The organism is Calditrichia bacterium (assembly GCA_020634975.1).
Classification (GTDB): domain Bacteria; phylum Calditrichota; class Calditrichia; order RBG-13-44-9; family J075; genus JACKAQ01.
Window position 1 is genome coordinate 3,509,347 of sequence record JACKAQ010000001.1, and the last position, 22,583, is coordinate 3,531,929.

21 protein-coding genes, 1 tRNA gene and 1 pseudogene are annotated in these 22,583 nt (G+C 47.0%); 8 read left to right on the forward strand and 15 right to left on the reverse strand.

Annotation, left to right across the window (positions count from 1 at the left end):
* Positions 1-194 precede the first annotated feature (194 nt).
* Positions 195-671: a sigma-54-dependent Fis family transcriptional regulator gene (locus H6629_14100; protein ID MCB9068928.1), complete on the forward strand. Its 477-nt coding sequence runs from the start codon at positions 195-197 to the stop codon at positions 669-671.
* 473 nt (positions 672-1,144) lie between these two features.
* Complete coding sequence (locus tag H6629_14105) at positions 1,145-1,753, forward strand: redoxin domain-containing protein (GenBank protein ID MCB9068929.1); 609 nt, start codon at positions 1,145-1,147, stop codon at positions 1,751-1,753.
* A gap of 419 nt (positions 1,754-2,172) precedes the next feature.
* On the opposite strand, the pseudogene H6629_14110 reads toward H6629_14105, so the two are convergent.
* Positions 2,173-2,375: pseudogene (locus H6629_14110) on the reverse strand (helix-turn-helix transcriptional regulator).
* Positions 2,376-2,531: 156 nt separating this feature from the next.
* On the opposite strand from H6629_14110, the gene H6629_14115 reads away from it, so the two are divergent.
* Positions 2,532-3,074: a pyridoxamine 5'-phosphate oxidase family protein gene (locus H6629_14115; GenBank protein ID MCB9068930.1), complete on the forward strand. Its 543-nt coding sequence runs from the start codon at positions 2,532-2,534 to the stop codon at positions 3,072-3,074.
* A 51-nt stretch (positions 3,075-3,125) separates the two neighbouring features.
* Here H6629_14115 and H6629_14120 read toward each other — a convergent pair whose 3' ends face one another.
* The 9 genes from H6629_14120 to H6629_14160 form a co-directional block, all read right to left on the reverse strand.
* Positions 3,126-4,154 (reverse strand): T9SS type A sorting domain-containing protein, encoded by a 1,029-nt coding sequence (locus tag H6629_14120; GenBank protein MCB9068931.1) that lies wholly within the window; start codon positions 4,152-4,154, stop codon positions 3,126-3,128.
* A 202-nt stretch (positions 4,155-4,356) separates the two neighbouring features.
* Entirely contained in the window at positions 4,357-4,554 is a 198-nt protein-coding gene (locus H6629_14125; GenBank protein ID MCB9068932.1) for a hypothetical protein, read from the reverse strand.
* 144 nt (positions 4,555-4,698) lie between these two features.
* Positions 4,699-5,304 (reverse strand): membrane integrity-associated transporter subunit PqiC, encoded by a 606-nt coding sequence (locus H6629_14130; GenBank protein MCB9068933.1) that lies wholly within the window; start codon positions 5,302-5,304, stop codon positions 4,699-4,701.
* Positions 5,305-5,349: 45 nt separating this feature from the next.
* A complete protein-coding gene (locus H6629_14135) occupies positions 5,350-6,246 on the reverse strand; it encodes an MCE family protein (GenBank protein ID MCB9068934.1) in 897 nt (298 codons plus the stop codon).
* A gap of 132 nt (positions 6,247-6,378) precedes the next feature.
* Positions 6,379-7,170 carry an ABC transporter ATP-binding protein gene (locus tag H6629_14140; GenBank protein ID MCB9068935.1) on the reverse strand — a complete coding sequence of 264 codons (792 nt, stop codon included), beginning with the start codon at positions 7,168-7,170 and terminating at the stop codon, positions 6,379-6,381.
* Positions 7,170-7,976: an ABC transporter permease gene (locus tag H6629_14145; protein ID MCB9068936.1), complete on the reverse strand. Its 807-nt coding sequence runs from the start codon at positions 7,974-7,976 to the stop codon at positions 7,170-7,172. The genes H6629_14140 and H6629_14145 overlap by 1 nt, the downstream gene beginning before the upstream one ends.
* Positions 7,977-7,978: 2 nt before the next feature.
* Positions 7,979-8,314 (reverse strand): STAS domain-containing protein, encoded by a 336-nt coding sequence (locus tag H6629_14150; GenBank protein MCB9068937.1) that lies wholly within the window; start codon positions 8,312-8,314, stop codon positions 7,979-7,981.
* Positions 8,307-8,825, reverse strand: coding sequence for an ATP-binding protein (locus H6629_14155; protein MCB9068938.1), 519 nt, complete (start codon positions 8,823-8,825; stop codon positions 8,307-8,309). Before H6629_14155 ends, H6629_14150 begins: the two co-directional genes overlap by 8 nt.
* A complete protein-coding gene (locus H6629_14160; GenBank protein MCB9068939.1) occupies positions 8,816-10,132 on the reverse strand; it encodes a SpoIIE family protein phosphatase in 1,317 nt (438 codons plus the stop codon). Before H6629_14160 ends, H6629_14155 begins: the two co-directional genes overlap by 10 nt.
* A gap of 264 nt (positions 10,133-10,396) precedes the next feature.
* On the opposite strand from H6629_14160, the gene ppc reads away from it, so the two are divergent.
* Positions 10,397-13,198 (forward strand): phosphoenolpyruvate carboxylase, encoded by a 2,802-nt coding sequence (gene ppc / locus H6629_14165; GenBank protein ID MCB9068940.1) that lies wholly within the window; start codon positions 10,397-10,399, stop codon positions 13,196-13,198.
* 101 nt (positions 13,199-13,299) lie between these two features.
* Here ppc and ypdA read toward each other — a convergent pair whose 3' ends face one another.
* The 5 genes from ypdA to H6629_14190 all read right to left on the reverse strand — a co-directional run bounded on the left by ypdA (position 13,300) and on the right by H6629_14190 (position 19,431).
* Entirely contained in the window at positions 13,300-14,289 is a 990-nt protein-coding gene (ypdA, locus tag H6629_14170; GenBank protein MCB9068941.1) for a YpdA family putative bacillithiol disulfide reductase, read from the reverse strand.
* Positions 14,290-14,418: 129 nt separating this feature from the next.
* On the reverse strand, positions 14,419-15,834 hold the full coding sequence (locus tag H6629_14175; protein MCB9068942.1) for a Glu/Leu/Phe/Val dehydrogenase: 1,416 nt from the start codon (positions 15,832-15,834) through the stop codon (positions 14,419-14,421).
* A 142-nt stretch (positions 15,835-15,976) separates the two neighbouring features.
* A complete protein-coding gene (locus H6629_14180; GenBank protein MCB9068943.1) occupies positions 15,977-16,735 on the reverse strand; it encodes a succinate dehydrogenase/fumarate reductase iron-sulfur subunit in 759 nt (252 codons plus the stop codon).
* 49 nt (positions 16,736-16,784) lie between these two features.
* Complete coding sequence (locus H6629_14185; GenBank protein ID MCB9068944.1) at positions 16,785-18,716, reverse strand: fumarate reductase/succinate dehydrogenase flavoprotein subunit; 1,932 nt, start codon at positions 18,714-18,716, stop codon at positions 16,785-16,787.
* Positions 18,717-18,735: 19 nt separating this feature from the next.
* Positions 18,736-19,431 (reverse strand): succinate dehydrogenase cytochrome b subunit, encoded by a 696-nt coding sequence (locus H6629_14190; protein ID MCB9068945.1) that lies wholly within the window; start codon positions 19,429-19,431, stop codon positions 18,736-18,738.
* A gap of 517 nt (positions 19,432-19,948) precedes the next feature.
* Between H6629_14190 and secG the strand changes: the two genes are divergently transcribed.
* From secG to H6629_14210, 4 genes are all read left to right on the forward strand, one after another.
* On the forward strand, positions 19,949-20,293 hold the full coding sequence (gene secG, locus H6629_14195) for a preprotein translocase subunit SecG (GenBank protein MCB9068946.1): 345 nt from the start codon (positions 19,949-19,951) through the stop codon (positions 20,291-20,293).
* Between the two features lie 8 nt (positions 20,294-20,301).
* Positions 20,302-20,388 (forward strand) — tRNA-Leu (locus H6629_14200).
* 388 nt (positions 20,389-20,776) lie between these two features.
* Positions 20,777-22,234, forward strand: a complete 1,458-nt coding sequence (locus H6629_14205) for an FAD-dependent oxidoreductase (GenBank protein MCB9068947.1) — start codon at positions 20,777-20,779, stop codon at positions 22,232-22,234.
* An 86-nt stretch (positions 22,235-22,320) separates the two neighbouring features.
* Positions 22,321-22,500 carry a hypothetical protein gene (locus H6629_14210; GenBank protein MCB9068948.1) on the forward strand — a complete coding sequence of 60 codons (180 nt, stop codon included), beginning with the start codon at positions 22,321-22,323 and terminating at the stop codon, positions 22,498-22,500.
* Positions 22,501-22,583 lie beyond the last annotated feature (83 nt).

A 22,583-nucleotide genomic window follows, 5' to 3' on the forward strand; every position in this document is an offset into this window, starting at 1 on the left:
TTGTTCCTCAAAAAAAGGTCGATCATCACGGTTGACCTTTTTTTTTAGGTTAAATTTTTGCGTCTCTCAACGATAATAGTAAATGCACCGAAACCCTTAAAAAATAAGGTAATCGCGTAATTTGTATTGAAAAAACTGAATTTTTTTTCTATTTTTGACACTCAGCTTTTAGAACAGTTTAATTAGGAGGCATGATGAGAAAAATTGGCAGGGTAATGGTGGTGGATGACGAAGAAAATATTCGTGATATCCTGACAAATTACCTGGACACACTTGGCTATGAAGTCGTCACCGCCCGGGATGGAGAGGATGCCCTGAACAAATTTGAAGTTGGTGCTTTTGACCTTGTTGTTTCGGACCTGTTAATGCCTACAATCGATGGTCTGGAATTACTCAAAAAAGTTCGTGAGCAAGATAAAGATGTCATCTTTTTGATGATTACCGGTTATCCATCTATCGAAACGGCGGTTGAAGCCATCAAAAAAGGGGCTTACGACTATATTACCAAACCCTTTCATATGGAAGATGTAAAGCTGCGCATCGAGCGTTCGTTCGAAAAGAAAAATTTGCGCGACCGGCTCAGCACCATTCAGGGGTTTGTTTGGGCGCTGCTTATTTCCATTCCGGTTTGGCTGATTTTGGGCATTATACTTGCCAAGTTGCTTAGCTGACAGGCAAATGCTTTGTTTTAGATGCAACGTTTTGGGGAAACAGGTTCTGTTTCCCTTTTTTTGCCATCCCACCCAACATAATTTAATTTTGCGGACAATTGCAAAAACTACTACACGGTTTGCGTATGATTACGATTGCGCTTTTTTGATTACGCGCCTATCTTGTAAACAGAATTTGAAAGAAAAAAAAATCTTATCCCTCCTTGAACCCTCTGATGGGGAAACTGCGAAGTTTCCCCATCATTTTTTGCATAATTCCCGATTGCTTCCATCAAAATACGCAAAAAATAATCATGCTAAAATTAAGCTGTGGTGCGGTTTATCTTCAATAAATAGAGGAACCGGAAAAGCAATATATCGTATGATTTCAACAAACGGTACTTAATGTGATATCCGGGCATTGGAATCAAACAATTTTCACCGGGCAGCAATCGAAACTTGGGAGAGCACAATTGAAGCATATCAAATGGATGATGGTGTTGGCTGTTTTGTTGATTGCCAATGCGGCAATTGCGGATGAAAAATCACAAAAAAATTCAGAATCAGCCACAATAAACAACGCAGCACTGGATTTTACACTCACAGACAGCCAGGGCAAAACCCACAAACTTTCTGATTATCGCGGAAAATATGTGATTCTGGAATGGGTGAATTACGATTGTCCATTCGTGCGTAAGCATTACGGCAGCGGAAATATGCAACAATTGCAGAAAAAATATACAGAAGAAGGTGCGATTTGGTTGTCCATTTGCTCATCCGCGCCGGGAAAACAGGGGCATTTTAGCGGCGATGCGTTGGCAGAACGCATCAAAAAAGAAAATGCTGCGATGACCGCATATCTCATTGATGTAGATGGCACTGTCGGGCGCATGTATCGCGCGAAAACCACGCCGCATATGTATGTCATCAATCCGGAGGGCGTGCTGCTTTACGCCGGCGCGATTGACGACAAGGCATCTGCCAACGTTGCAGACATCGAAACGGCTATCAATTACCTGACTGCTGCGATGACTGCCGCAACCGAAGGACAGCCAGTGGCAAATGCCACCACCAAACCGTATGGCTGTGCTGTAAAGTATTGATTTTTTGAATTAAAAACGAAATTAACTGACATATTTTTTAGCCCCGGAAATAATCAGGGGCTTTTTTTTTTCTGCAAATTAAATCCGTTTGAAAATAAATAGTCCAGCCACGCCGTGAATAAAAAGCATCGAAGTGATGCTTAACGCCATCCAATTTTCACCGATCAAATGTCCGTTTACTGTGAGCCTGAAAAATAGTTAACGAGGAAAATTGCCAGAACAATTAACCCCATTGTCAAATTGCCTGTTTTGTAAAATAACTGAAGTTCTCTTTCATCCGGAGATATTTTTCGCAAACGCATGATAACCGGCAAAAGGCAAATAACACCAAAGTCGGAGTGCCTTTTGCGCCCAGGAATAAAATGGAAACAAGACATATAAGTCCAACAACACTTTCAAACATAAATCGAATAATCATTTCACGTCTCCTTCAGGTAAAAAAGATTTTCAACCTGGCATTCAAATAATTTTGCCATCTTCAATGCCAGCATTACTGAGGGGTTAAACTTTCTTTTTCAATGGCGATAACGGTCTGTCTTGAGACCCCTAATTGTTCTGCGAGCTTTTCCTGTGTGAGTTGATTGTGGTTAAAACGATATTTCTTTAGATTATTTTCTAACATTATTTTACCTTTTGAATGATTTGATAACCACAAACAATGTAATGTATTGTTTACAAAATGTCAAGTTTTGTATACTTTTTATTTAAAAAACATTTCGGAATTCAACACAATCGATAAGCATTTATGTAATCAAAATTTCAAACCTGGAGAGAAAGATTGAAAACGAATCCGCTTTATTTAATCCCATTATTGTTGATAACCGTAATATTTTCAACAAGTTCCTGTGCGCAGGAACAGCCACAAAACACCAGTATTTCCCGCGACAGCCTGATTACCGCCGCCGCTGAAATTATGAAAAACGTGCGCTATTGCGCGCTGATTACCGTGGATGATTCCGGGGGTGTGCACACCCGCGCGATGGACGCTTTTCCGCCGGAAAACGGGCTGGTTGTCTGGTTTGCGACCAATCCGCACAGCCGGAAAGTGGCGCAAATTCGCAGCAATCCAAATGTGGTGTTGTATTATTTCGATGCTGCCGGTGGGGAATATGTCAGCATCAGCGCGACAGCGCGAATTGTGGATGATGCTGCAGAAAAGCAACAATATTGGAAAGAAGAGTGGGCTGCGTTTTATCCGGATCGCGACGAAAATTATCTGCTGATCGAAACGAAACCGGTGAAAATGGAGATCGTCAGCGAAGCCAGGGGCATCATCGGCGATGCCGAAACCTGGGAGCCGCAAACTGTATATTTTGAGTGAGAAATGAATCGTTGAGCTAATTGGGATTTATTCAACTATCACGCAAAAAAATCAACGCAGCAGCGCCATTTTACGCGTTTGTATTGTGTTACCAACCAACAACCGATAGAGGTAGATCCCGGACGGCATTTCCATTCCCAGATTATCGCGCCCATCCCAATGGGTTGAATATATCCCGGCAGGCTGCCATTGATTGACCAGAATGCGTATTTTTTCTCCCACTAAATTGTAAACGGTCAAAGTTACCAACCCTGCATCTGGCAAAGTGTAGTCAATGTGTGTGGACGGGTTGAATGGGTTCGGGTAATTTTGTTTCAGTTGTATTTTTGCGGGAACCATTTCGGGCGAATCCCCGATGCCCACCAGCGGTTCTTCGAGATACAATTGTTGTATTTCCATCTCACTCAATTCGCGATTGTATAAGCGTACATCATCGATTCTCCCGTGGAAAAACTCCATTATTCGGGTAGTGCGATTATGATTTTGCCCCGCCCCGATTCGCAATCCGATGTGGTTGGTATCGAGATTCATCAGATCAATCTCGGAATCTTCCAGCACTGCATTGATGAACAACCGTCCTTCCCCCGTTGAGCTGTTGTAGCTTGTTGCGATAAATGCCCATTCGCCGGGAGTTAGGGAAGTTGTGCTTCGAAGGTTTATGCGAAGACTATCGAAATTTCCCTCATATCGAACTTCAACAATTCCAGCAGCGTCAATTCTCATTCTAAAAGGATCGTAGGGCGGGGTTCTGTTGTCCCCGGATGTGGTCAAAATGTAAGATATACCGGAATCCGGTGTCGATTCAATATTCACCCAAACTGCAGTACTCATACTGGCGGGATAAAAACTGGAATCGTAAGGAATATCGATGTAACTGCCTACACCGTCAAAAAAATAAGCATAGTTGGGATTGTCAGCCCGGTCGTTGGCAAGCGTCGCGCCAAAAACTGTACCGTTGAAGTTATTGCCACTGATGTCATTGGCATTTTTGCGGAATGGGTAATAGGCGACCAACCCTTGTGCAAACACTTCACCAAAAATAACCAAACCAACCATCATCATGATGGATGACCGTATCATGCCTTTACTCCAGAGATTTTTTACTTTTAAAATGGAGTTAATTATTTAAAATATACAAATAATCAAAATAATCAAGTGATTTTCACTTACAAAACCCTTCTCGAGTGATCAGTTGAGTTGACGTTACACAGGGTTAAAAGATATTTAAGTTATGTCCAAAAAAAGGTTTTTTGCAGGTTGGGGAAATTTTTTTTGAGACAATTCACTCCGTCATCATATTTTCGATAACTAGCCAACCATCCGCAACGCCCTGCGCGTAATATTGGATGTTGTGATCGCGATGAATTTGTGCGGCTTTATCAACGGGATTGCGTTTGAGCATCCGCTCGAAACATTCCAGCGCAGCAGCAAAAGCGAATTTAATGCCATTGCCGATCAGGCTAAGCAATATTTTCTGCATTTGAATTTCGTCCGCAATGATTTTTGTCTGTTGATTGAAATCATCAGAGCAGTTGCGGGAATTTTATTGTGGTGGGGATAATCGAAAAAGAAAATTTGGGAAAAAAGCAGGGCAACTGGTGGGTAAGTTGCCCCAATTCATTATCTATCGCGATGTTAAACGTGCAGCAACATCCGCCAGCGCATTTTGGATGACTACATCCAGGCTTTCGCTGATGGATTTGACAACTTCAACAGGTTGTTTGTCTGTTGCCGATTTGCGCTCTGAGTAGGTTTTTTGCCAAACGAGATCGTTGGTTTTTGCATCGTATAATTCGAATGCAATTTTTACACTGCCAAACCAGCTATCGGCTTCGTCCCATTCCTCAAATGCCAGAATTTTGCCGCTGAGCAAATAATCCGTTGCAGACGTGGTCGGTTGTTGCAATACTTCGCGAAACGCGCCGGCGGATTTGAATCGGTTGAGCACCGCATCCGCAACCAGTTTTTTGGGCGGTGCAACCCAGCGCCGGTAGTGATAATATTGCACTTCAAACGGCGAATTCCTGAAAACAATCCGGTCGCTTTCGTAAACCACATCCGCTTCGAAAGCACCGACCGCCAACACCACCGGAATCGGGGAATTTGCAGAAGTTGCGGGCGTGTCATCTGTATTCACGCGATAATAGTAGGTGGATGGAACACTACCGCATTGCCACAATAATGTGGCAAGAATAACGCTGTAAACCACTGTAAGTATTCGCTTTATCAATCTTCACCTCGTGAAATTTTTTGTCTATTCATCCGTCGATTTGGCTCACTTGATCTTCCGTTCCGGCGGGGCAGATTTACGAACCAGCAGCCACGGCTGCTCTTTAATCATCCGGGAAAATTCCTCAAAATTTTGCGACACGCGCTCAAAATTTTCCATCGTTTCATAAATATTGCGATTGTTAATTGCCACCGTTCCCTGCATGTTTTCCAGCGTGCTGTTCATCTGTTCAATCAGCCGTTGCGCGTTGGCTGTGGTCGCTTCCAGATTGTTAATCAATCTGCCAAAATTAAGTTGGCTGGTGTCGGTCATCGCGGCGATGTTTCGGCTCGCCAGCGTCATCTGCTCGGTCATTTCCTGCAGTTTCGCGACTGCTTCGGTAATCGGTTCACGGCCGTCGCTGACCACCGCGTCAACATTTTCCATAATCGAGGCGATGCGCGTCCGGTTTTCTTCGTTCACCAGCTCGTTGATGCTGGCGATGAGCGTTTCAATTTGTCCGGTTAAATTTCCCATCGATTCGGACATCCGCGCGAAGCTGAGTACCTCTTTGCTGGCAATGGTGCTGCCGGGCGACAGCAAATCGGCGTTCTGAGTGCCGCTGGAAATTTCCACATGCTGTTCGGACATGATGCCGATTGAAGTGATAAACGCCTCGGAATTGGTGCGAACCGGCGTGTCTGCTTTAACATCGAGAATGAGACCGAGCTGCGGTTGTTCATCGCTGGGCAACACAATTTCCCGCACTTGCCCGACGTTCAGCCCGCGATATTTTACGAGCGAACCTTTGGTGATGCCGCCGACGTAATCCAGATTCACCCGGTATTCGTTGGTTTCTTTCCCGACGGAAACACCGAAAATAGCTACCAAAAACAGCCCGAGTATCACTACGCTCGCAACGACCACTGCGCCGACTTTTATTTCGTTACTATTAAATGCCATAAGCTTTTCTCAAATTAGTTTGATTTTTTTTGAATCCTGCCTTTGCGCCGAAGGCGCTCCTTCGGAGCAGATATGACAAACTTTATTTTTGACCTCTGCACAACATCAGTTGTTGTTTTGAATGGCTTCGATTTATCCACCCACAATCGTTTTCAAATACTGCTCGCGATCAATTTTTTCCTCATCCGGTTCACGATTGAGAAATTGGCGAATGATTGGGTTGTCGCTGCCGGAAAGCTCCTCTTTGCTCCCGACTGCCAGCACTTTGCCTTCGTGCATCATCGCAATGCGATCCGCCATTTTGAAAACCGATGCCATTTCGTGCGTTACAACCACGATGGTCATCCGGAATGCTTTTTTCAATTTCAGGATGAGATTGTCCAGCCCAGCGCCAACCACCGGATCGAGCCCGGCTGAAGGTTCATCGCAGAACAGCACCTCCGGGTCCATCGCAATCGCCCGCGCCAATCCCGCGCGTTTTTTCATCCCGCCGGAAAGCTGTGCCGGTTTGAAGCTGTCGAATCCCGAAAGCCCGACCAGATCCAGCTTCATTTTCATCATAATCTGGATGGTGCTTTCTTCCAGCTCGGTGTGTTCGCGCAGCGGAAACGCGACGTTATCGCCAACCGTCATCGAATTGAACAACGCCGCAGACTGGAACAACATTCCCACTTTTTTGAAGAGCGCCACTTTTTCATCTTCGCTGATGGCGTAAATATCCTGACCTTTGATGAGCACCTGTCCGCTCACCGGTTTTGCCAGACCGATCATGTGACGCAATAACGTGCTTTTTCCGCAGCCGGAGCGCCCCAGAATCGCCAGCGATTCACCCGGATAAATATCCAGATTCACACCTTTGAGCACCGTCCGGGTGCCATACGCCGCCACCAGATTTTTGACCTGAACAATCGGTTGTTTATCCATTAAAGTCCCGAATAAAAAAGTACTGTGAAAAATACGTCTGCGACAATTATCAAAAATATCGAAACGACCACGGATTGGGTGGTGGATTTGCCCACACCTTCCGCGCCGCCTTTGACGATCAATCCCTGATAGCAGCCGATGCCCGCGATTATCAGCGCAAAAAATGCACTTTTGATCAATCCGCTGAACAAATCTTTCAGCGTGAGCGCGATAATGGTTTGATCGATATAGCGAACACTGGTTAAATCGAGCGTGAGCATTGAAATGAGGTAGCCACCGAAAATCCCGACGATATCTGCGATGATCGTGAGGCAAGGCACCATAATCAGCATTGCCAAAACGCGCGGCACCACCAGAAATTTCACGGGATTCAGACCCATCGTTTCCAGCGCGTCAATTTCTTCGGAGACCTTCATCGTGCCGATTTCGGCGGTAATGGCGGAGCCGCTCCGCCCGGTGATGATGATCGATGTGAGCAACGGCGCCAGCTCCCGGATGATGGAAACAGCGGTGAGATTGGCGGTGTAAATCGTTGCGCCAAAAGCCTTTAGCTGATACGACGATTGCATCGCGATAATCAATCCCACAAAAAAAGAGATCAGGCAAACGATGGGCAGCGAGTTAAAACCGATCTTGACCATCTGGTCGATCGTGTTTTTCCACTTCAGCCCTTTGCCTTGCAGTGGCGCGATAACCAGCCAATACATCAACTCGCGGATGAGCGCAAAAAATTCGCCCATCTGCGACCGAGAATCCAGATACCAGCGACCGACGCTGCCGAAAAATTTATGTGCAATTTCGCTCATATTCAGATATCTTTTAGCGCCGTTTCCGGCGAATCGTAAATTTTGAACACTTTATCCAACTGGCTGAGTTGAAACACTTCCAGCACACCTTCCTGCAAATTGGTCAGCAGAAATTTGCCGCCATATTTGGCGCTGGATTGCATACCTTCGATAAGCGTTGCCAGTCCGGAACTATCCATGTAGCCAACGTCCTGCAAATTGATGACGATTGCCGGCTGCTCTTTTTTGGTGAGCGCCAGCAGCGATTCCCGCACTTTTGGCGAAGAATAGAGATCGACTTCGCCGGAAATGATCACAATTGCGGCGGAATCCTGATTGGTAATTTCAATATTAAGCATCTGTATCCCTGTCTTTTGGCAGATATTTTGTCAGTGTCAATTGGTTGCCGGCTGTTCCGTTGGATTGGTAATCAACAATATCCATCGTCGTGTTGATAAAATGCATCCCCAAACCGCCGGGGCGAATCTTTTTTAAATCGCGTGATTTCATGGTTTCGATATTTGCAGCGGTGCCGGAATCCTGCAATACAATTTCCAGCCGGTCATCGAGAATGCTGCATTGCACAACAAGTTTTTGTCGATGATCGCTCGAATATGCGTGGCGGATAATATTGGTGACAGCTTCGTCCACAGCCAGCACGATTGCGCGACCGGTTTTCGCCGGAAAACCGCACAGTTCGCAAATATGCCCGACGCCGCAGCGCACAACTTTGGCGTATTTCGGGTCGCTGGAAATGTGAATTTCGAATCCGTCCACTATTCTTCCCACTGTTGAATCGAACTGAAGCTGCTGAAACCAGTTGCCCGGATTGGGCAAAGTATGCAAATAATGTATCGCAATTAATGCCATTTCAATACGACAGCCGTCACATCATCGTGTTGTGAAAATCCCTCAGAAAATGATTGCACGTCATTTAGCAACAAATCGAGCAGCGCTTCTGCGGAATCCTGCGGTGTTTTCAGCAAATCAACTAACCGCTCGAACGAATACATTTCGCCGGATTTGTTTTTGGCTTCCACAACGCCGTCGGTAACCAGCACCAGATAATCGCCTTTGTTCAGCCGGATGGTGTGTTGCTCAAATAAAAAATTGGGAACAACGCCCAGCGGAATGCCGCTAACTTTTTGATATTGTTGAATTTCACCGGTTTCGGATTCAATGTGAATCAACGGTAAATGTCCCGCGTTTGCGTAACAGAATTTGCCGTTATCCGCATACAAAACGCCATAAAAAAAGGTCACAAACATGCCCCGGCTGCTGCGTTCGGTGAGCGCTTTGTTAAGGATGGCCATTAATTCTGCGGGATCGCGGTGGGTTTGGGAAAACAGGCGAAAGTCGCTGACCAGCCGTGCCATGTACAGCGCCGCGGGAATGCCTTTCCCGGAAACATCGCCGATGGTGACGCCCAGCAGTTGTTCGCCAAATTCCATAAAATCGAACAAATCGCCGCCAACGGATGCAGCTGCCAAACTCCGTGCAGCAACTTCGAACTGGCGATCCGCCGATTTCGGCAGCGATTCCGGCATAAAACTTTGCTGGATATGTTTCGCCGCTTCCAGTTGTTGCTCGATGCGCTGTTTGTCCAATTCCAGTTGGTGCACGCGGGCATTTTCGATGGCCATGGCAACCTGTCGGCAAAATGCCGAAAACAGGTTCAAATCGTCTTCGTCAAACGCGTTGCCGTCATTGCGATTGATCACCTCCGCAACGCCGATCAATTTGTCCCGCACCTTCAGCGGCGCGGCCAAAATAGAGCGCGTCACAAAACCGGTTTCTTTGTCCACTTTGGCGTTGAACCGGCTATCTTTATAGGCATCGGGAATAATTTCCGCTTCACCGCTTTTGGCAATTGCGCCGGCAATGCCAACGTCCATCGGGATTTCGATGGTTTTGAATTTTGCGCTGGCGTCACCCAAAGCCACCGGAATTTCGAACACATGTTTTTCTGCGTTGATCAAAAAAACGGCGCTCGCCTCCGCGTTCATTACGCCGAGTGCTTTTTCCATCACCAGTTTCATCACTTCGTTTAGCTGGACGGTGGAATTGATGATAATGCCAACTTCGATAAGGCTGGATAGCGCGTTTACTTTTTCTTCCAGCGTTTTGCGATGTTGCTGATTTTCTTTTGAAACATCGTTTGGGGTAGCGTTGGGCATTGATTTCTGGCGTTGTTTTATTTGGATTTATCGCCGCAAATATCTCGATTTGCTGAACCGCGGCACATAATGAAGATACGTATGGCAGGGAAAATTTCCAAATATGAAACGGTGTTATTGTGGGTCAAATTCATCAAAGACGGTGATATAAAATCATCGTTTTTCTTGAAATATCAATCTTTATTCGATTTTTTTACGTGCTTACACTATATTGGAATAACACTGTATTTTTTGAAAATAATAACTCGAAATAGAGGATTACTCATGCAGGACTGGAAGGGAATTTTGGTAGATGCGGAGGGAACAGGCGTTTCGCCGCACTTCAGCAAACATGTGAATTTGTTGGGATCGTTGTTGGGTCACAGCATTCGTGAGCAGCTTGGCGATGATATTTTCCACAAAGTGGAAGAGCTGCGGCGGTTGTGCAAAGCTGCGTATCAGCCAGGAAAAGAGCAGCACCGGGAAGATGCGCTGGCACTGATTCGCTCGCTGACCAATGATGAAATCCTTTGGCTGCTGCGCTCATTCACCGCGTTTTTCCGGTTGGTGAACAATGCGGAAAAACACGAAATTTTCCGGGTGAATCACGAGCGCGAACGCGCTGCATCCACCGATGAACCGCGAACGGAATCTATCGCGGATGCGATCCACCGTTTCAAAGTGGCCGGATTTTCGCTCGAAGACGTGATGAAAAAATTGGCGCAACTGAACATCGAACCAACGCTCACGGCGCACCCGACCGAAGCGCGGCGCCGGACAATTTTGTATAAATTGCAGGATATTGCTGTGCTGCTGGAGGAATTGCAGCGGGTCGATCAGACGCCGGCGGAAACGGAATTGACCATCGAAACGCTGTATCAGCAAATTTCCATCATGCTGGCGACAGATGAAGTGCGTGCGGAAAGCATGAGCGTGATCGACGAAGTGCAAAACGGGATGTATTTTTTTGAATCATCGATTTGGGAAACCGTACCGCAAATTTACGCCGATATCGAGCGGGCGCTGCGGCTGAATTATGGCGAATCCGCCACTGAAAAATTTTACGAAACGGTGCCGACAATCCTCAAATATCGTTCGTGGATTGGCGGAGATCGCGATGGTAATCCTTATGTTACAAAAGAAGTTACGAAAAAAACGCTACAGATTCAGCGAATCACGGCGATGCAGCAATATTTGCGCGAGCTGCGCAAACTGCGCCGGGAAGTCAGCGTTTCATCGCGGTTGACAAAAATTCCCGATGCGCTGGTGGAATCGCTCAAAAAAGATGCCACGCAGTTTCAATTGGACGAAATTTCGCTGCGGCAATTCAGCAACGAGCCGTTGCGGTTGAAGGTGCGTTACATGGGTGAAAAAATTGACGCCCTCATCAAAGCCGAACAGCATTCCGGCGAAAAACCGGTTGCATATTCCGCCGCAGATTTTTTGGGTGATCTGGAATTGCTGGCTGATTCCCTCAAAAAAATGGGCATCGGAAATGCGGCTGCCGCAACCCATCTCAACCGGATTATTATGCAGGCGCGTACATTTGGTTTTCACCTGGCGGCGATCGATATTCGCCAGCACAGCAACGTGCACGAAGCAGCGGTAGCGGATTTGCTGCGCATCGCCGGCGTCGCGGAAAAATACGAATCGCTCAGCGAAGCCGAACGGCTGGAAGTGCTGTCCCGCGAGCTGAAAAATCCCCGTCCGCTGGCGCCGTATTGGGCAACAATTGCGGAAAATACCGAAAATGTGCTCTCAACCATGCAGATGATTCGCGATGCGAAATTGCAGGATCCCAACACGATTGGCTGCTACATCATCAGCATGACGCATGATGTGAGCGATTTGCTGGAAGTGCTGCTGCTGGCAAAAGAAGCGGGCATGTGGCATTACGCCAACGGAAAAGTGCAAACAGATCTGGATGTGGTGCCGCTGTTGGAAACCATCGAAGATTTGCGCGACGGTTCCGATTTGCTGGACGCGATTTTTTCCCATCCGGTGTATCGGGACCAGTTGGCGGCGCGTGGCAATTTTCAGGAAATTATGCTCGGCTATTCCGACAGCAACAAAGACGGCGGCTACTGGATGGCCAATTGGGCGCTGTATCAGGCGCAGCGCGATTTTGCGGCGGTTTGCCGGAAACACAATATCGGATTTCGCTATTTTCACGGTCGTGGTGGTACGGTTGGTCGCGGTGGCGGGCGTGCCAATCAGGCGATTTTGGCGATGCCGCGCAACAGCTACACCGGGCAAATCCGGTTTACCGAACAGGGCGAGGTTATCTCGTTTCGATACGCGTTGCCGTATATCGCCCGCCGGCACCTCGAACAAATTGTGAACGCGATGCTCCAATCTGCGCTCCAAAGTGAGGAAAGTTTACCGCTTTCCGTTCCGCTGAACGATGCGTATCAAACGATGGAAAAGCTGGCAACATCGGCGATGGCGGCGTATCAGCAGTTGATTTATCATCCCAAATTTTGGAAATGGTATATCAGCGTGACGCCGATTGAGCACATCAGCCGGTTGAAAATTGCCTCAAGACCGGTGTCGCGAAAAGCGGCGGATCAGGTTGATTTTGAAGGACTTAGGGCTATTCCGTGGGTGTTCGCGTGGACGCAAACGCGATTCAATATTCCCGGCTGGTACGGCACCGGTGTTGCGCTGAGCGAGCTAACGGATGATGCGGATACGCTGAACATTTTGCAAACGATTTATCGAGAGTGGCCATTTTTTCGCACGGTGGTGGACAACGTTCAACTGGAAATCGCCCGGACACATCTCACGATTTCCAAATATTACGACCAGCTTTCAGGTGAGAGTTTTCTGGAAAAAATCACCGAAGATTTTGAAAACGCTTCCACTGCTATTTGCAAAATAACCGGACAAAAAGAAGTGTTCGACAACGCGCCAACCATCAAAAAATCGATTGCGTTGCGAAATCCGTATACGGATGTGCTCAATTTATTACAAATCGATTTGCTGAAACGGTTACGCAGCATGCCGGAAGCTGAACGCGATTCGCTGGCGTTGGCAATGTTTTTGAGCATTAACGGCATCGCCGCCGCAATGCAAAGCACCGGGTAACCGTATGCCGTTTCACCAATCGGCAAAAATTAATTTGAAGTGATTCCGGTTGAAACAATATTTTGCCTCAACCGGATCAGGTTTTGTGGTATCTGCGCAGATTATTTTTTCCGGTTGAACAGGGTATCCAGCCGGTTGAAAATTCGCGTCGAGTGGTCGTGGGCGTTTTCGATAAACCAGCGTCCGGTGTTCAAACCGCCGCAAACAACGCCGGCCAAAAACATTCCCGCACGATTGCTCTCGAAGGTATCTTCATTATAAACAGGTGTTTGCGACTCATCATTTGAAATCGCGATTCCCAGATGTTTCAAAAATGAATAATCCGGGCGATAGCCGGTCATTGCCAGCACGTAATCATTTTCGATGGTGATGACGCCTTCGGGCGTGCGGATATCGATGTCGGTTTCCCGGATATCGCAAATTTCCGAATTGAAATATGCCTTGATTGAACCTTCGCTGATGCGGTTGTCGATATCCGGTCGCACCCAATATTTTACGGACGATTTCATCTCGCTTTCGCGAATAACCATTGTGACTTCTGCGCTGCGGCGGAAGGTTTCCAAGGCAACATCCACAGATGAATTTCCCGCCCCAACAACGGCTATCTTTTGAAATGCGTAAGGATGCGGCTCGTCAAAATAATGTTTCACTTTGGGCAGATGTTCGCCGGGCACGTTCATCAAATTGGGGTGATCGTAAAATCCGGTGGCTATAATTACAGCCTTTGAGAAATACACACCTTTGTCGGTTTTCACGCGATAATTCCCGAATGCGCCTTCCGTATCCGTTACGCGTTCGCGGATCGCGACATTCAGATCCCATTTTTCTTTGACGCGCCGGTAATATTCGAGCGCTTCGCGGCGGGTGGGTTTGTAGCCGTGGGAGATAAACGGCACTTCGCCGATTTCCAGCCGTTCCGATGTGGAAAAAAATGTCATGTTTGTCGGGAAGTGAAAAATCGAGTTGACCAGACAGCCTTTTTCGATCATTAAATAATTGTATCCGCGCAGCGTTGCTTCAATTCCGCAGGAAAAACCGACCGGTCCGCCGCCAATAATGATCACGTCGTAATTGTGTTGTTCCGTTGTCATAATTTCGAAATTTCCGTTTTTAATTTTCAATATAATAAAAGGAGGCTCCGAAAAAAAGTGCTGTAAAAACACAAAAAGCGCAGAAACAGGTCTGCGCTTTTTGGGAAAAATAGTTTTTGCAACAAAGTATCAGGGGAAAATGCCCATTTCTTGATACGATACCGCAACTTTTTCGATGGCATTGATGAACGCGGCTGTCCGCAGCGAAACCGGTTCGTTTTGCCGGTTGCGGGTTTCGCGAATTTCGTGATATGCCGAAACCATCGATTCCTCCAGTCCGGAATTCACCAAATCCAGCTCGTCCGGGCCGTGGGCAATTTGATCGACAAGTGAAGTGGACAATTTTTTGCCGGTTAAATCTTCCAGCGCTTTCAGGATTTTGCGATTGCTATCTTCCTCAAACCGTTTGCTCATTCGCCCGAATCGCACGTGCGAGAGGTTTTTGAGCCATTCAAAATAGGAAACGGTGACGCCGCCGGCGTTGAGATACATATCCGGGAGAATGCGCACATCTGCTTTAAGCAGATATTCCGCAGCATCGGATGTTACCGGACCGTTTGCAGCCTCCGCAATAATTTTGGCTTTGATGCGCGGTGCATTTTCCATTGTGATCTGGTTTTCCAGCGCTGCGGGTACCAGAATATCGCACTCGATTTCCAGCGCTTCGATGTTGTTTTCGATATTTTTAGCACCCGGAAAATTGAGGATGTTTTTGGTTTCTTTGCGGTGATTGGCAACTGCTTCCACATCCAATCCTTTGGGATTGTAAATGGCACCGTTGTATTCCGCGATGGCGATGATAATTGCGCCAGCTTCCTGCAAATATTTTGCAGCGTAAAAACCCACATTGCCAAGCCCCTGCACAACAACGGTTTTGCCTTCAATTCCCGGGGTTAGCCCAATTTCTTTCATGTCTTCTGTTATACTGCAAAATTCCCGGATGCCGTAATAAACGCCGCGCCCGGTGGCTTCGGTTCGTCCGCGAACGCCGCCCTGACCAACCGGTTTTGCGGTCACGCATGCGAGAGAATCCAGTTGTCCGCCGGTGAGTGCGGTGTAGGTATCGGCGATCCAGGCCATTTCCCGGGAGCCGGTGCCGTAATCCGGTGCCGGCACATCGATGCCGGGTCCGATAAAATTCTTTTTCACCAATTCAAATGTATAGCGCCGGGTGAGCCGTTCCAGCTCGGCAACGGAATAGTTGTGGGCACTGATTTTGATACCGCCTTTTGCGCCGCCAAACGGCACGTCAACGATTGCACATTTGTATGTCATCAGTGCGGCGAGTGCCATCACTTCATCTTCGTTTACCGTCATCGCGTAGCGGATGCCGCCTTTGGTGGGCAATTTGTGCTGGCTGTGTTCCGCCCGCCAGGCGTGAATCACTTCGATCGACCCGTCGTCGCGTTTTAACGGGAAGGTCATGTGATAAACGCTGTTGCAAATTTTGATTTGTTCCAGCAACCCCTTCGGATAATTGCAATAGCGGGATGCAATATCAAAATTCCGGTTAACCTGTTCAAAAAATTTGATGTGTTGGCTCATAAAGGGACCTCGGTTGATGAGTAAAAAAATAGAAATTGAAGACAAATAATAAAATAAATATAACTGTTTTATCAGGTTAGGCAAATAAAAAAGGCTGTCCGATTGGAACAGCCTTTTGGGTTTTTACGATTTTTTTTTGAAATTACAACGCGATGACTGCTTTCAAGTATTCCCGACGCATGGTTGCGATGTTCTGGATGGAAATGCCTTTCGGGCAGACCGCTTCGCATTCGCCGTGGTTGGAGCAGTTACCGAAGCCTTCTTCGTCCATCTGCATGACCATCCGGGCGGCACGGCGATTTCGCTCAGGATGTCCCTGTGGCAAATATGTGTACTGCGATATTTTTGCGCCAACAAACAGCGCCGCAGATGCGTTGGGGCAAGCCGCAACACATGCACCGCAGCCGATGCACTGGGCAGCATCCATCGAGAGATCCGCCATTTCTTTTGCGATCGGAACTGCGTTGGCATCCGGTGCGTTGCCGGTATTCATCGAAACATAGCCGCCGGCAGCAATGATGCGGTCAAATGAAGTCCGGTCTACCGTCAGATCTTTCAGCACCGGAAAAGCTTTGGCGCGAAACGGCTCGATGGTTACGGTATCGCCGTTTTTGAAATGGCGCATGTGAAGCTGGCAGGTTGCGGTTTCCCGTTCGGGCCCGTGCGCAACACCGTTGATGACCAAACTACACATGCCGCAAATGCCTTCGCGGCAATCGTTATCAAATTCGATGGGATCTTTGCCTTCGTGAATCAACTGTTCGTTCAAAACGTCCAGCATTTCCAGAAAGGACATGTGGGGCGATATATTGTCGAGTTGATAGGGCACCATTTGTCCTTCCTCATGTCCGGAAGGCTGGCGCCAGATTAGCAATTTTAAGGATAATTTTTCGTCGCTCATTTAAATTGCCCTTTGTCGATATTGAGTTAAATCGTTCATTTTATTCAGTTTATTTGTAGCTGCGCTGGGTCAGCTTCACATTCTCGAACGTCAACGATTCTTCGTGACGAACCGGTTTTTCGTCATCACCTTTGTATTCCCATGCAGCAACGTGAGTGAATTTTTCATCATCACGCCGTGCTTCGCCTTCCGGTGTCTGAAATTCTTCGCGGAAGTGACCGCCGCAGGATTCTTCGCGGGTGAGTGCGTCACGCGCCATCAACTCGCCGAGTTCCAGAAAATCGGCAACGCGCATGGCAAATTCCAGATTTTTGTTGAGATGTTTGGCATCGCCGGGAATGTTCACGTTGTTCCAGAAATCTTTGCGCAATTCCGGAATGCGGTCCAGCGCTTCGTTTAACCCTTTGGCATCGCGGGACATGCCGACTTTATCCCACATAATCATGCCCAGTTCGCGATGAATTTGGGTAACGGTTTTCTTGCCTTTAACGCCCAATAATTGTTTGGTGCGTTCCTGAACAAAATTTTCGGCTTCTGCGAATGCTTTTTCTTCCGTGCCGACTTTCGGCAGATCGGCTGTCGCCAGATAATCGCCGATGGTGTAAGGAATCACAAAATAGCCATCTGCCAAACCCTGCATTAATGCGCTGGCGCCCAAACGGTTTGCACCGTGATCGGAAAAGTTCGCTTCGCCGAGAACATACAATCCGGGAATATTGCTCATCAAATTGTAATCGACCCACAATCCGCCCATGGTGTAGTGAACGGCGGGATAAATGCGCATCGGCGATTTGTACGGATCTTCGCCGGTGATGCGTTCATACATTTGGAACAAATTGCCGTAACGGTCGCGAATGGTATCTTCGCCAAGGCGTTTGATGGAATCTGCAAAATCGAGATAAACCGCCAGTTTGGTTTCGCCAACGCCATTGCCTTCGTCGCAGGCATATTTTGCGTTTCGCGATGCCACGTCGCGCGGCACTAAATTGCCGAATGACGGATATTTACGTTCTAGATAATAATCGCGTTCCGATTCGGGAATCTGGCTCGGCGGACGATTGTCGCCAATCTTTTTGGGCACCCACACACGACCGTCGTTCCGTAAACTTTCGCTCATCAGCGTAAGTTTGGATTGATAATCGCCGGAAACCGGGATGCAGGTCGGGTGAATTTGGGTGAAACAAGGGTTCCCGAAAAACGCGCCTTTTTTATAGCACCGCCATGCAGCGGTTGCATTGGAGTTTTTTGCGTTGGTGGACAGATAGTACACATTTCCGTAACCGCCGGTGCAGAGGACAACTGCATCGCCAACATAACGTTCAACCGCGCCGGTAACCAGATCGCGGGTAACGATGCCGCGCGCTTTTCCGTCGATAACCACGAGATCGAGCATTTCGCGGCGGGAATAGAGTTGCACTTTACCGAGATCAACCTGACGCATCAGCGAGCCGTATGCGCCCAGCAGCAATTGCTGACCGGTTTGTCCGCGGGCGTAAAATGTGCGGGAAACCAGCACACCGCCGAACGAACGGTTGGAGAGCAACCCGCCGTAATCGCGGGCAAACGGTACACCCTGGGCAGCGCATTGGTCGATAATATTGGCGCTCAGCTCCGCCAAACGATACACATTGCCTTCCCGTGCCCGGAAATCGCCACCTTTTACGGTGTCGTAAAACAGCCGGAAAACGCTGTCGTTATCATTCTGATAGTTTTTTGCTGCGTTAATGCCGCCCTGAGCCGCAATGCTGTGCGCCCGGCGCGGTGAATCCTGAATACAAAATGTTTGCACATTATAGCCCAACTCCGCCAATGAAGCGGAAGCGGAAGCACCGGCAAGACCGGTCCCCACAACAATAATATTAAATTTACGTTTGTTGTTCGGGCTGACGACTTTGATGTTGTTTTTGTGGATTTCCCATTTCCGTTCTATTGGCCCGGATGGGATTTTGCTATCCAATATTGTTTTTTCTGTTGTTGCCATTGATGGAATCCTCCGAAGATTAACCGGCTAAATATTGACCGAAAAATACAGCTATCGGCACTACCATAAATCCAAAGCCTACAACTGCAGCAATTACTAAACCTAAAAAATACAGTGTGTTAGAGTATTTAGGCTTGTTCGTGCCCAGCGACTGAAACGCACTCCAAAATCCGTGACGAACGTGCCCGAGCAATAATAGCATCACTGCGATATAGCCAATGGCATACACCGGATTTTGAAATTTTTCATCGACCAGCCGGTACATATCCCGCATTACAACGCCATCAACGGTGGTTTCGTAATGTGCACCAAATTTGAACGAAACAAGGTGAATAGCCGTGAAAACCAGCAAAATTACACCGGTAACAGCCATCGACCGTGAAAAAAGAGTCTGTTTGCTGGAACCACCCGTGCTGGTCAGTTTGTGATAGCGGGATGGCCGCGCCTGTCTACTGATAGCCGTAACGCTTATACCGCTAAAAGCGTGTGCCAAAAATGCAACCAGCAAAACCAGTTCAACTAAATATAGCAGTGGCCCCAAACTTGTTAATTTATACGTATAAAGATTGTAGGCATCTGGTCCACCGAAAACGAATGAAAGATTCCCCAGCATGTGCATGATAACGAAAAATACCAGAAATAATCCGGTAATTGCCATTACGATTTTTTTTACAATAGTCGTTGCCAGGGACACTTTAAATGCTTGTGCTGCCATGACTTCCTTACTGTAGTTTAGGTTTATTTTTTATACAACCAAAATGGTTGTAATAATGAATTGTCAAACCCATGGGTTCATGAAAAATTAAGAGAAAAAATGATCGCGGCAAAGGTAAGGGGAAAATAGACATCTCTTCAATCAGATATTCGGTAAATGAAAATAAAACAACCCAAATTCGGCATATTTGAAGTTGTTTAAATCACAATGAATAAACCACCTTTATCAATTAAAATCAAGTTCTTTGCAAAAAAGGGAATTATTTTTCTGAAGCTTCATCAGCGAAATTTACCGGGTGAAATTATGCGTTAATCGATGCGAAGCAATATTTGCAATATCATTACAATTGCTTAAATTAACAGGCTGGTTATATAAAATATTTCAATGGATAAACTGAAAAAATGCTTGAAAAGATCAGTTGCATCATCTATATTTGCTCGCTATAAAATTCTTAATGGAGAAGAAATCAATGTTATATGGATTTTTAGTTTCTTTATTTGTGCTTTGCAGTATTTTAATGATCGTCGTCATCCTGATGCAAGCCAGCAAAGGTGGCGGTTTGGCAGGTTCATTTGGCGGAATGGGCAGTTCCGGCGGGATTTTGGGCGCCAGAGGCGCATCATCTTTTCTGCAAAAAACCACAGTTGGTCTTGCTGTTACGTACGCGCTACTTTGTCTGGTGATCAGCATTATGAGCACCCAGACAGAATCTATCAATAGCAAAACGCAGCAAAAACTGTTGGATCAGCAGCAAACGACGTCGCCGTTAACCGCGCCGCCGGCTGTTGAATCACCCGTACAGGAGCAACCGGCTCAAACACCAGCTGACGATAGCCAAAACGACAATAATTCCAACAATTAATCCCCTCTGCTGGAGTGGTGGAATTGGCAGACACGCTATCTTGAGGGGGTAGTGCTCGTAAGGGCGTGCGGGTTCGAGTCCCGCCTCCAGCACCATCGACATCGACAACCACGCGATTGTTCAACAGATTGATTGTTTTTTAAAAGCCGAAAAAATGAAAATTTTTTCGGCTTTTTTATTTGATTTAACCCTTCCGAAGCGATTCTTTTCCTGCAATTAAACACGATACATCAACTGTAATTGAATTGTGTTTAGGATTGATGTAAAATCCTAAACAAGAATTGCAGCATCTGATTGACAGAGATCTCATCTCAAAAACGCTATAAAATAATGATTTTTTTGCATTCAGCTTTATTGACTGTAACCTGAATCAAATAAACATATCTAAACAAATATATACATCGCTTTATTAATATTTTTTTGCTATACTTTATTCGTTGGGGTGGATCATTTAACATAATCCGGCAATTGAGGAGAATCGAGATGGCGCGACTATTAATTCTTGGTGGGGGCATATCGGGGCAGACTGCTGCACTTCATGCCAAAGCACAACTGGGCAGCAAACACGAAGTTGCTGTAATTACACCCAATAGTCAATGGAACTGGATTCCGTCCAATATTTGGGTTGGGGTTGGATTGATGAAACCTGCTCAGGTTACTTTTCCGTTGGGTCCGGTTTATAAAAAAACCGGCATCACTTATTATCAGGCCAAAGCGATCAGCATTCACCCGGAAGGTGGTGCTGCCAATGCCAAACCGCATGTGATGGTTGAATATACCGCTCCCGAAAGACAGGGTCAGTTGGAAGCTGTGACCTATGATTATTTGATCAATGCGACCGGACCAAAATTGAAATTTGAAGCCACCGAAGGATTGGGACCACACCGGAACAGCTTGTCCGTTTGCACATACGATCATGCTGCGCAAACCGCCAAAATGCTCGATGAATTAACCGAGCAAATGAAACGCGGTGAGAAAAAAACCTTGGTGATCGGCACCGGACACGGCAATTGCACCTGCCAGGGCGCAGCGTTCGAATATCTGTTTAACGTGGAATACGAACTGCAGCGCCGCAAAGTGCGGGACAAAGCAAAAATCATCTGGATTTCCAACGAACAGGAATTGGGCGATTTTGGCATTGGCGGGATGCACGTAAAGCGTGGCGGCTATGTCACGCATTCGCGGGTATTTACGGAGTCTTTGTATACGGAGCGCGGCATCGAGTGGATTACCCGTGCGCATGTGAAAGAAGTTGGCAAAAAGGAATTGTCTTACGAAAATCTCGATGGCGAGGAAAAAACAGTCGGGTTCGATTTTGCAATGCTGCTGCCCCCGTTTTCCGGAGTGGGGATGAAAGCGTTCGATAAAAATGAAGTGGACATTACCAACAAGCTTTTCGCACCGAACGGTTTTATGATTGTTGATGCGGATTATCAATCGAAACCATACGAAGAATGGTCGCCGGCGGATTGGCCGAAAACCTACCAACATCCCCAATATAAAAATATTTTCGCAGTGGGCATCGCCTTTGCACCGCCGCACGCTATTTCCAAACCGATGAAAAGTCCCAATGGAACGCCGATTTTCCCGACGCCGCCGCGAACGGGCATGCCTTCCGGCGTTATGGCGCGACAGGTCGCGTTGAATATTGTGGATATGATGAAAGGAAAAGCGGATCGTCCCAAACGCGAGGCATCGTTGGCAAATATGGGCGCGGCTTGCATCGCTTCTGCGGGCGCAAATTTCTTCAGCGGAACAGCGGTTTCGATGACGATGTATCCGATTATCCCCGATTTCAACCGCTTTCCCGGCACGGGACGGGATTTGAATTATACCACTGGCGAAATCGGGCTTGCCGGACACTGGATCAAATATTTGCTGCACCACGCGTTTATTTACAAAGCCAAAGCCAATCCGATGTGGCGGATAGTACCGGAATAACGGAAACCCGAACCCGTAGAGGCGCTTCACGAAGCGCCTAAAAAAACACAGAATAATGTTGGAATCAAAATTGAGGAGATACACAAATGGCAGAGCAAAACCAGCCAGAACAAAAAGCAGACGCCGAACGGACACCGTATGGACAGAATTTTTATCCGCCGGTGCCAACGCAATTCACCAAAACGATGCGCACAAATATTTTCTGGCAACTGTACCGTTTTGTGGTCATCAATATTAAAATGTTGCGGATGGTTCGAAAACACTGATCAGCAAAACAGTTTTTTCTTGTGTGATAACCGAATATTTATCAATTTGTGAAACCGTTCCGGGTGCGATGCTAAACCCATCG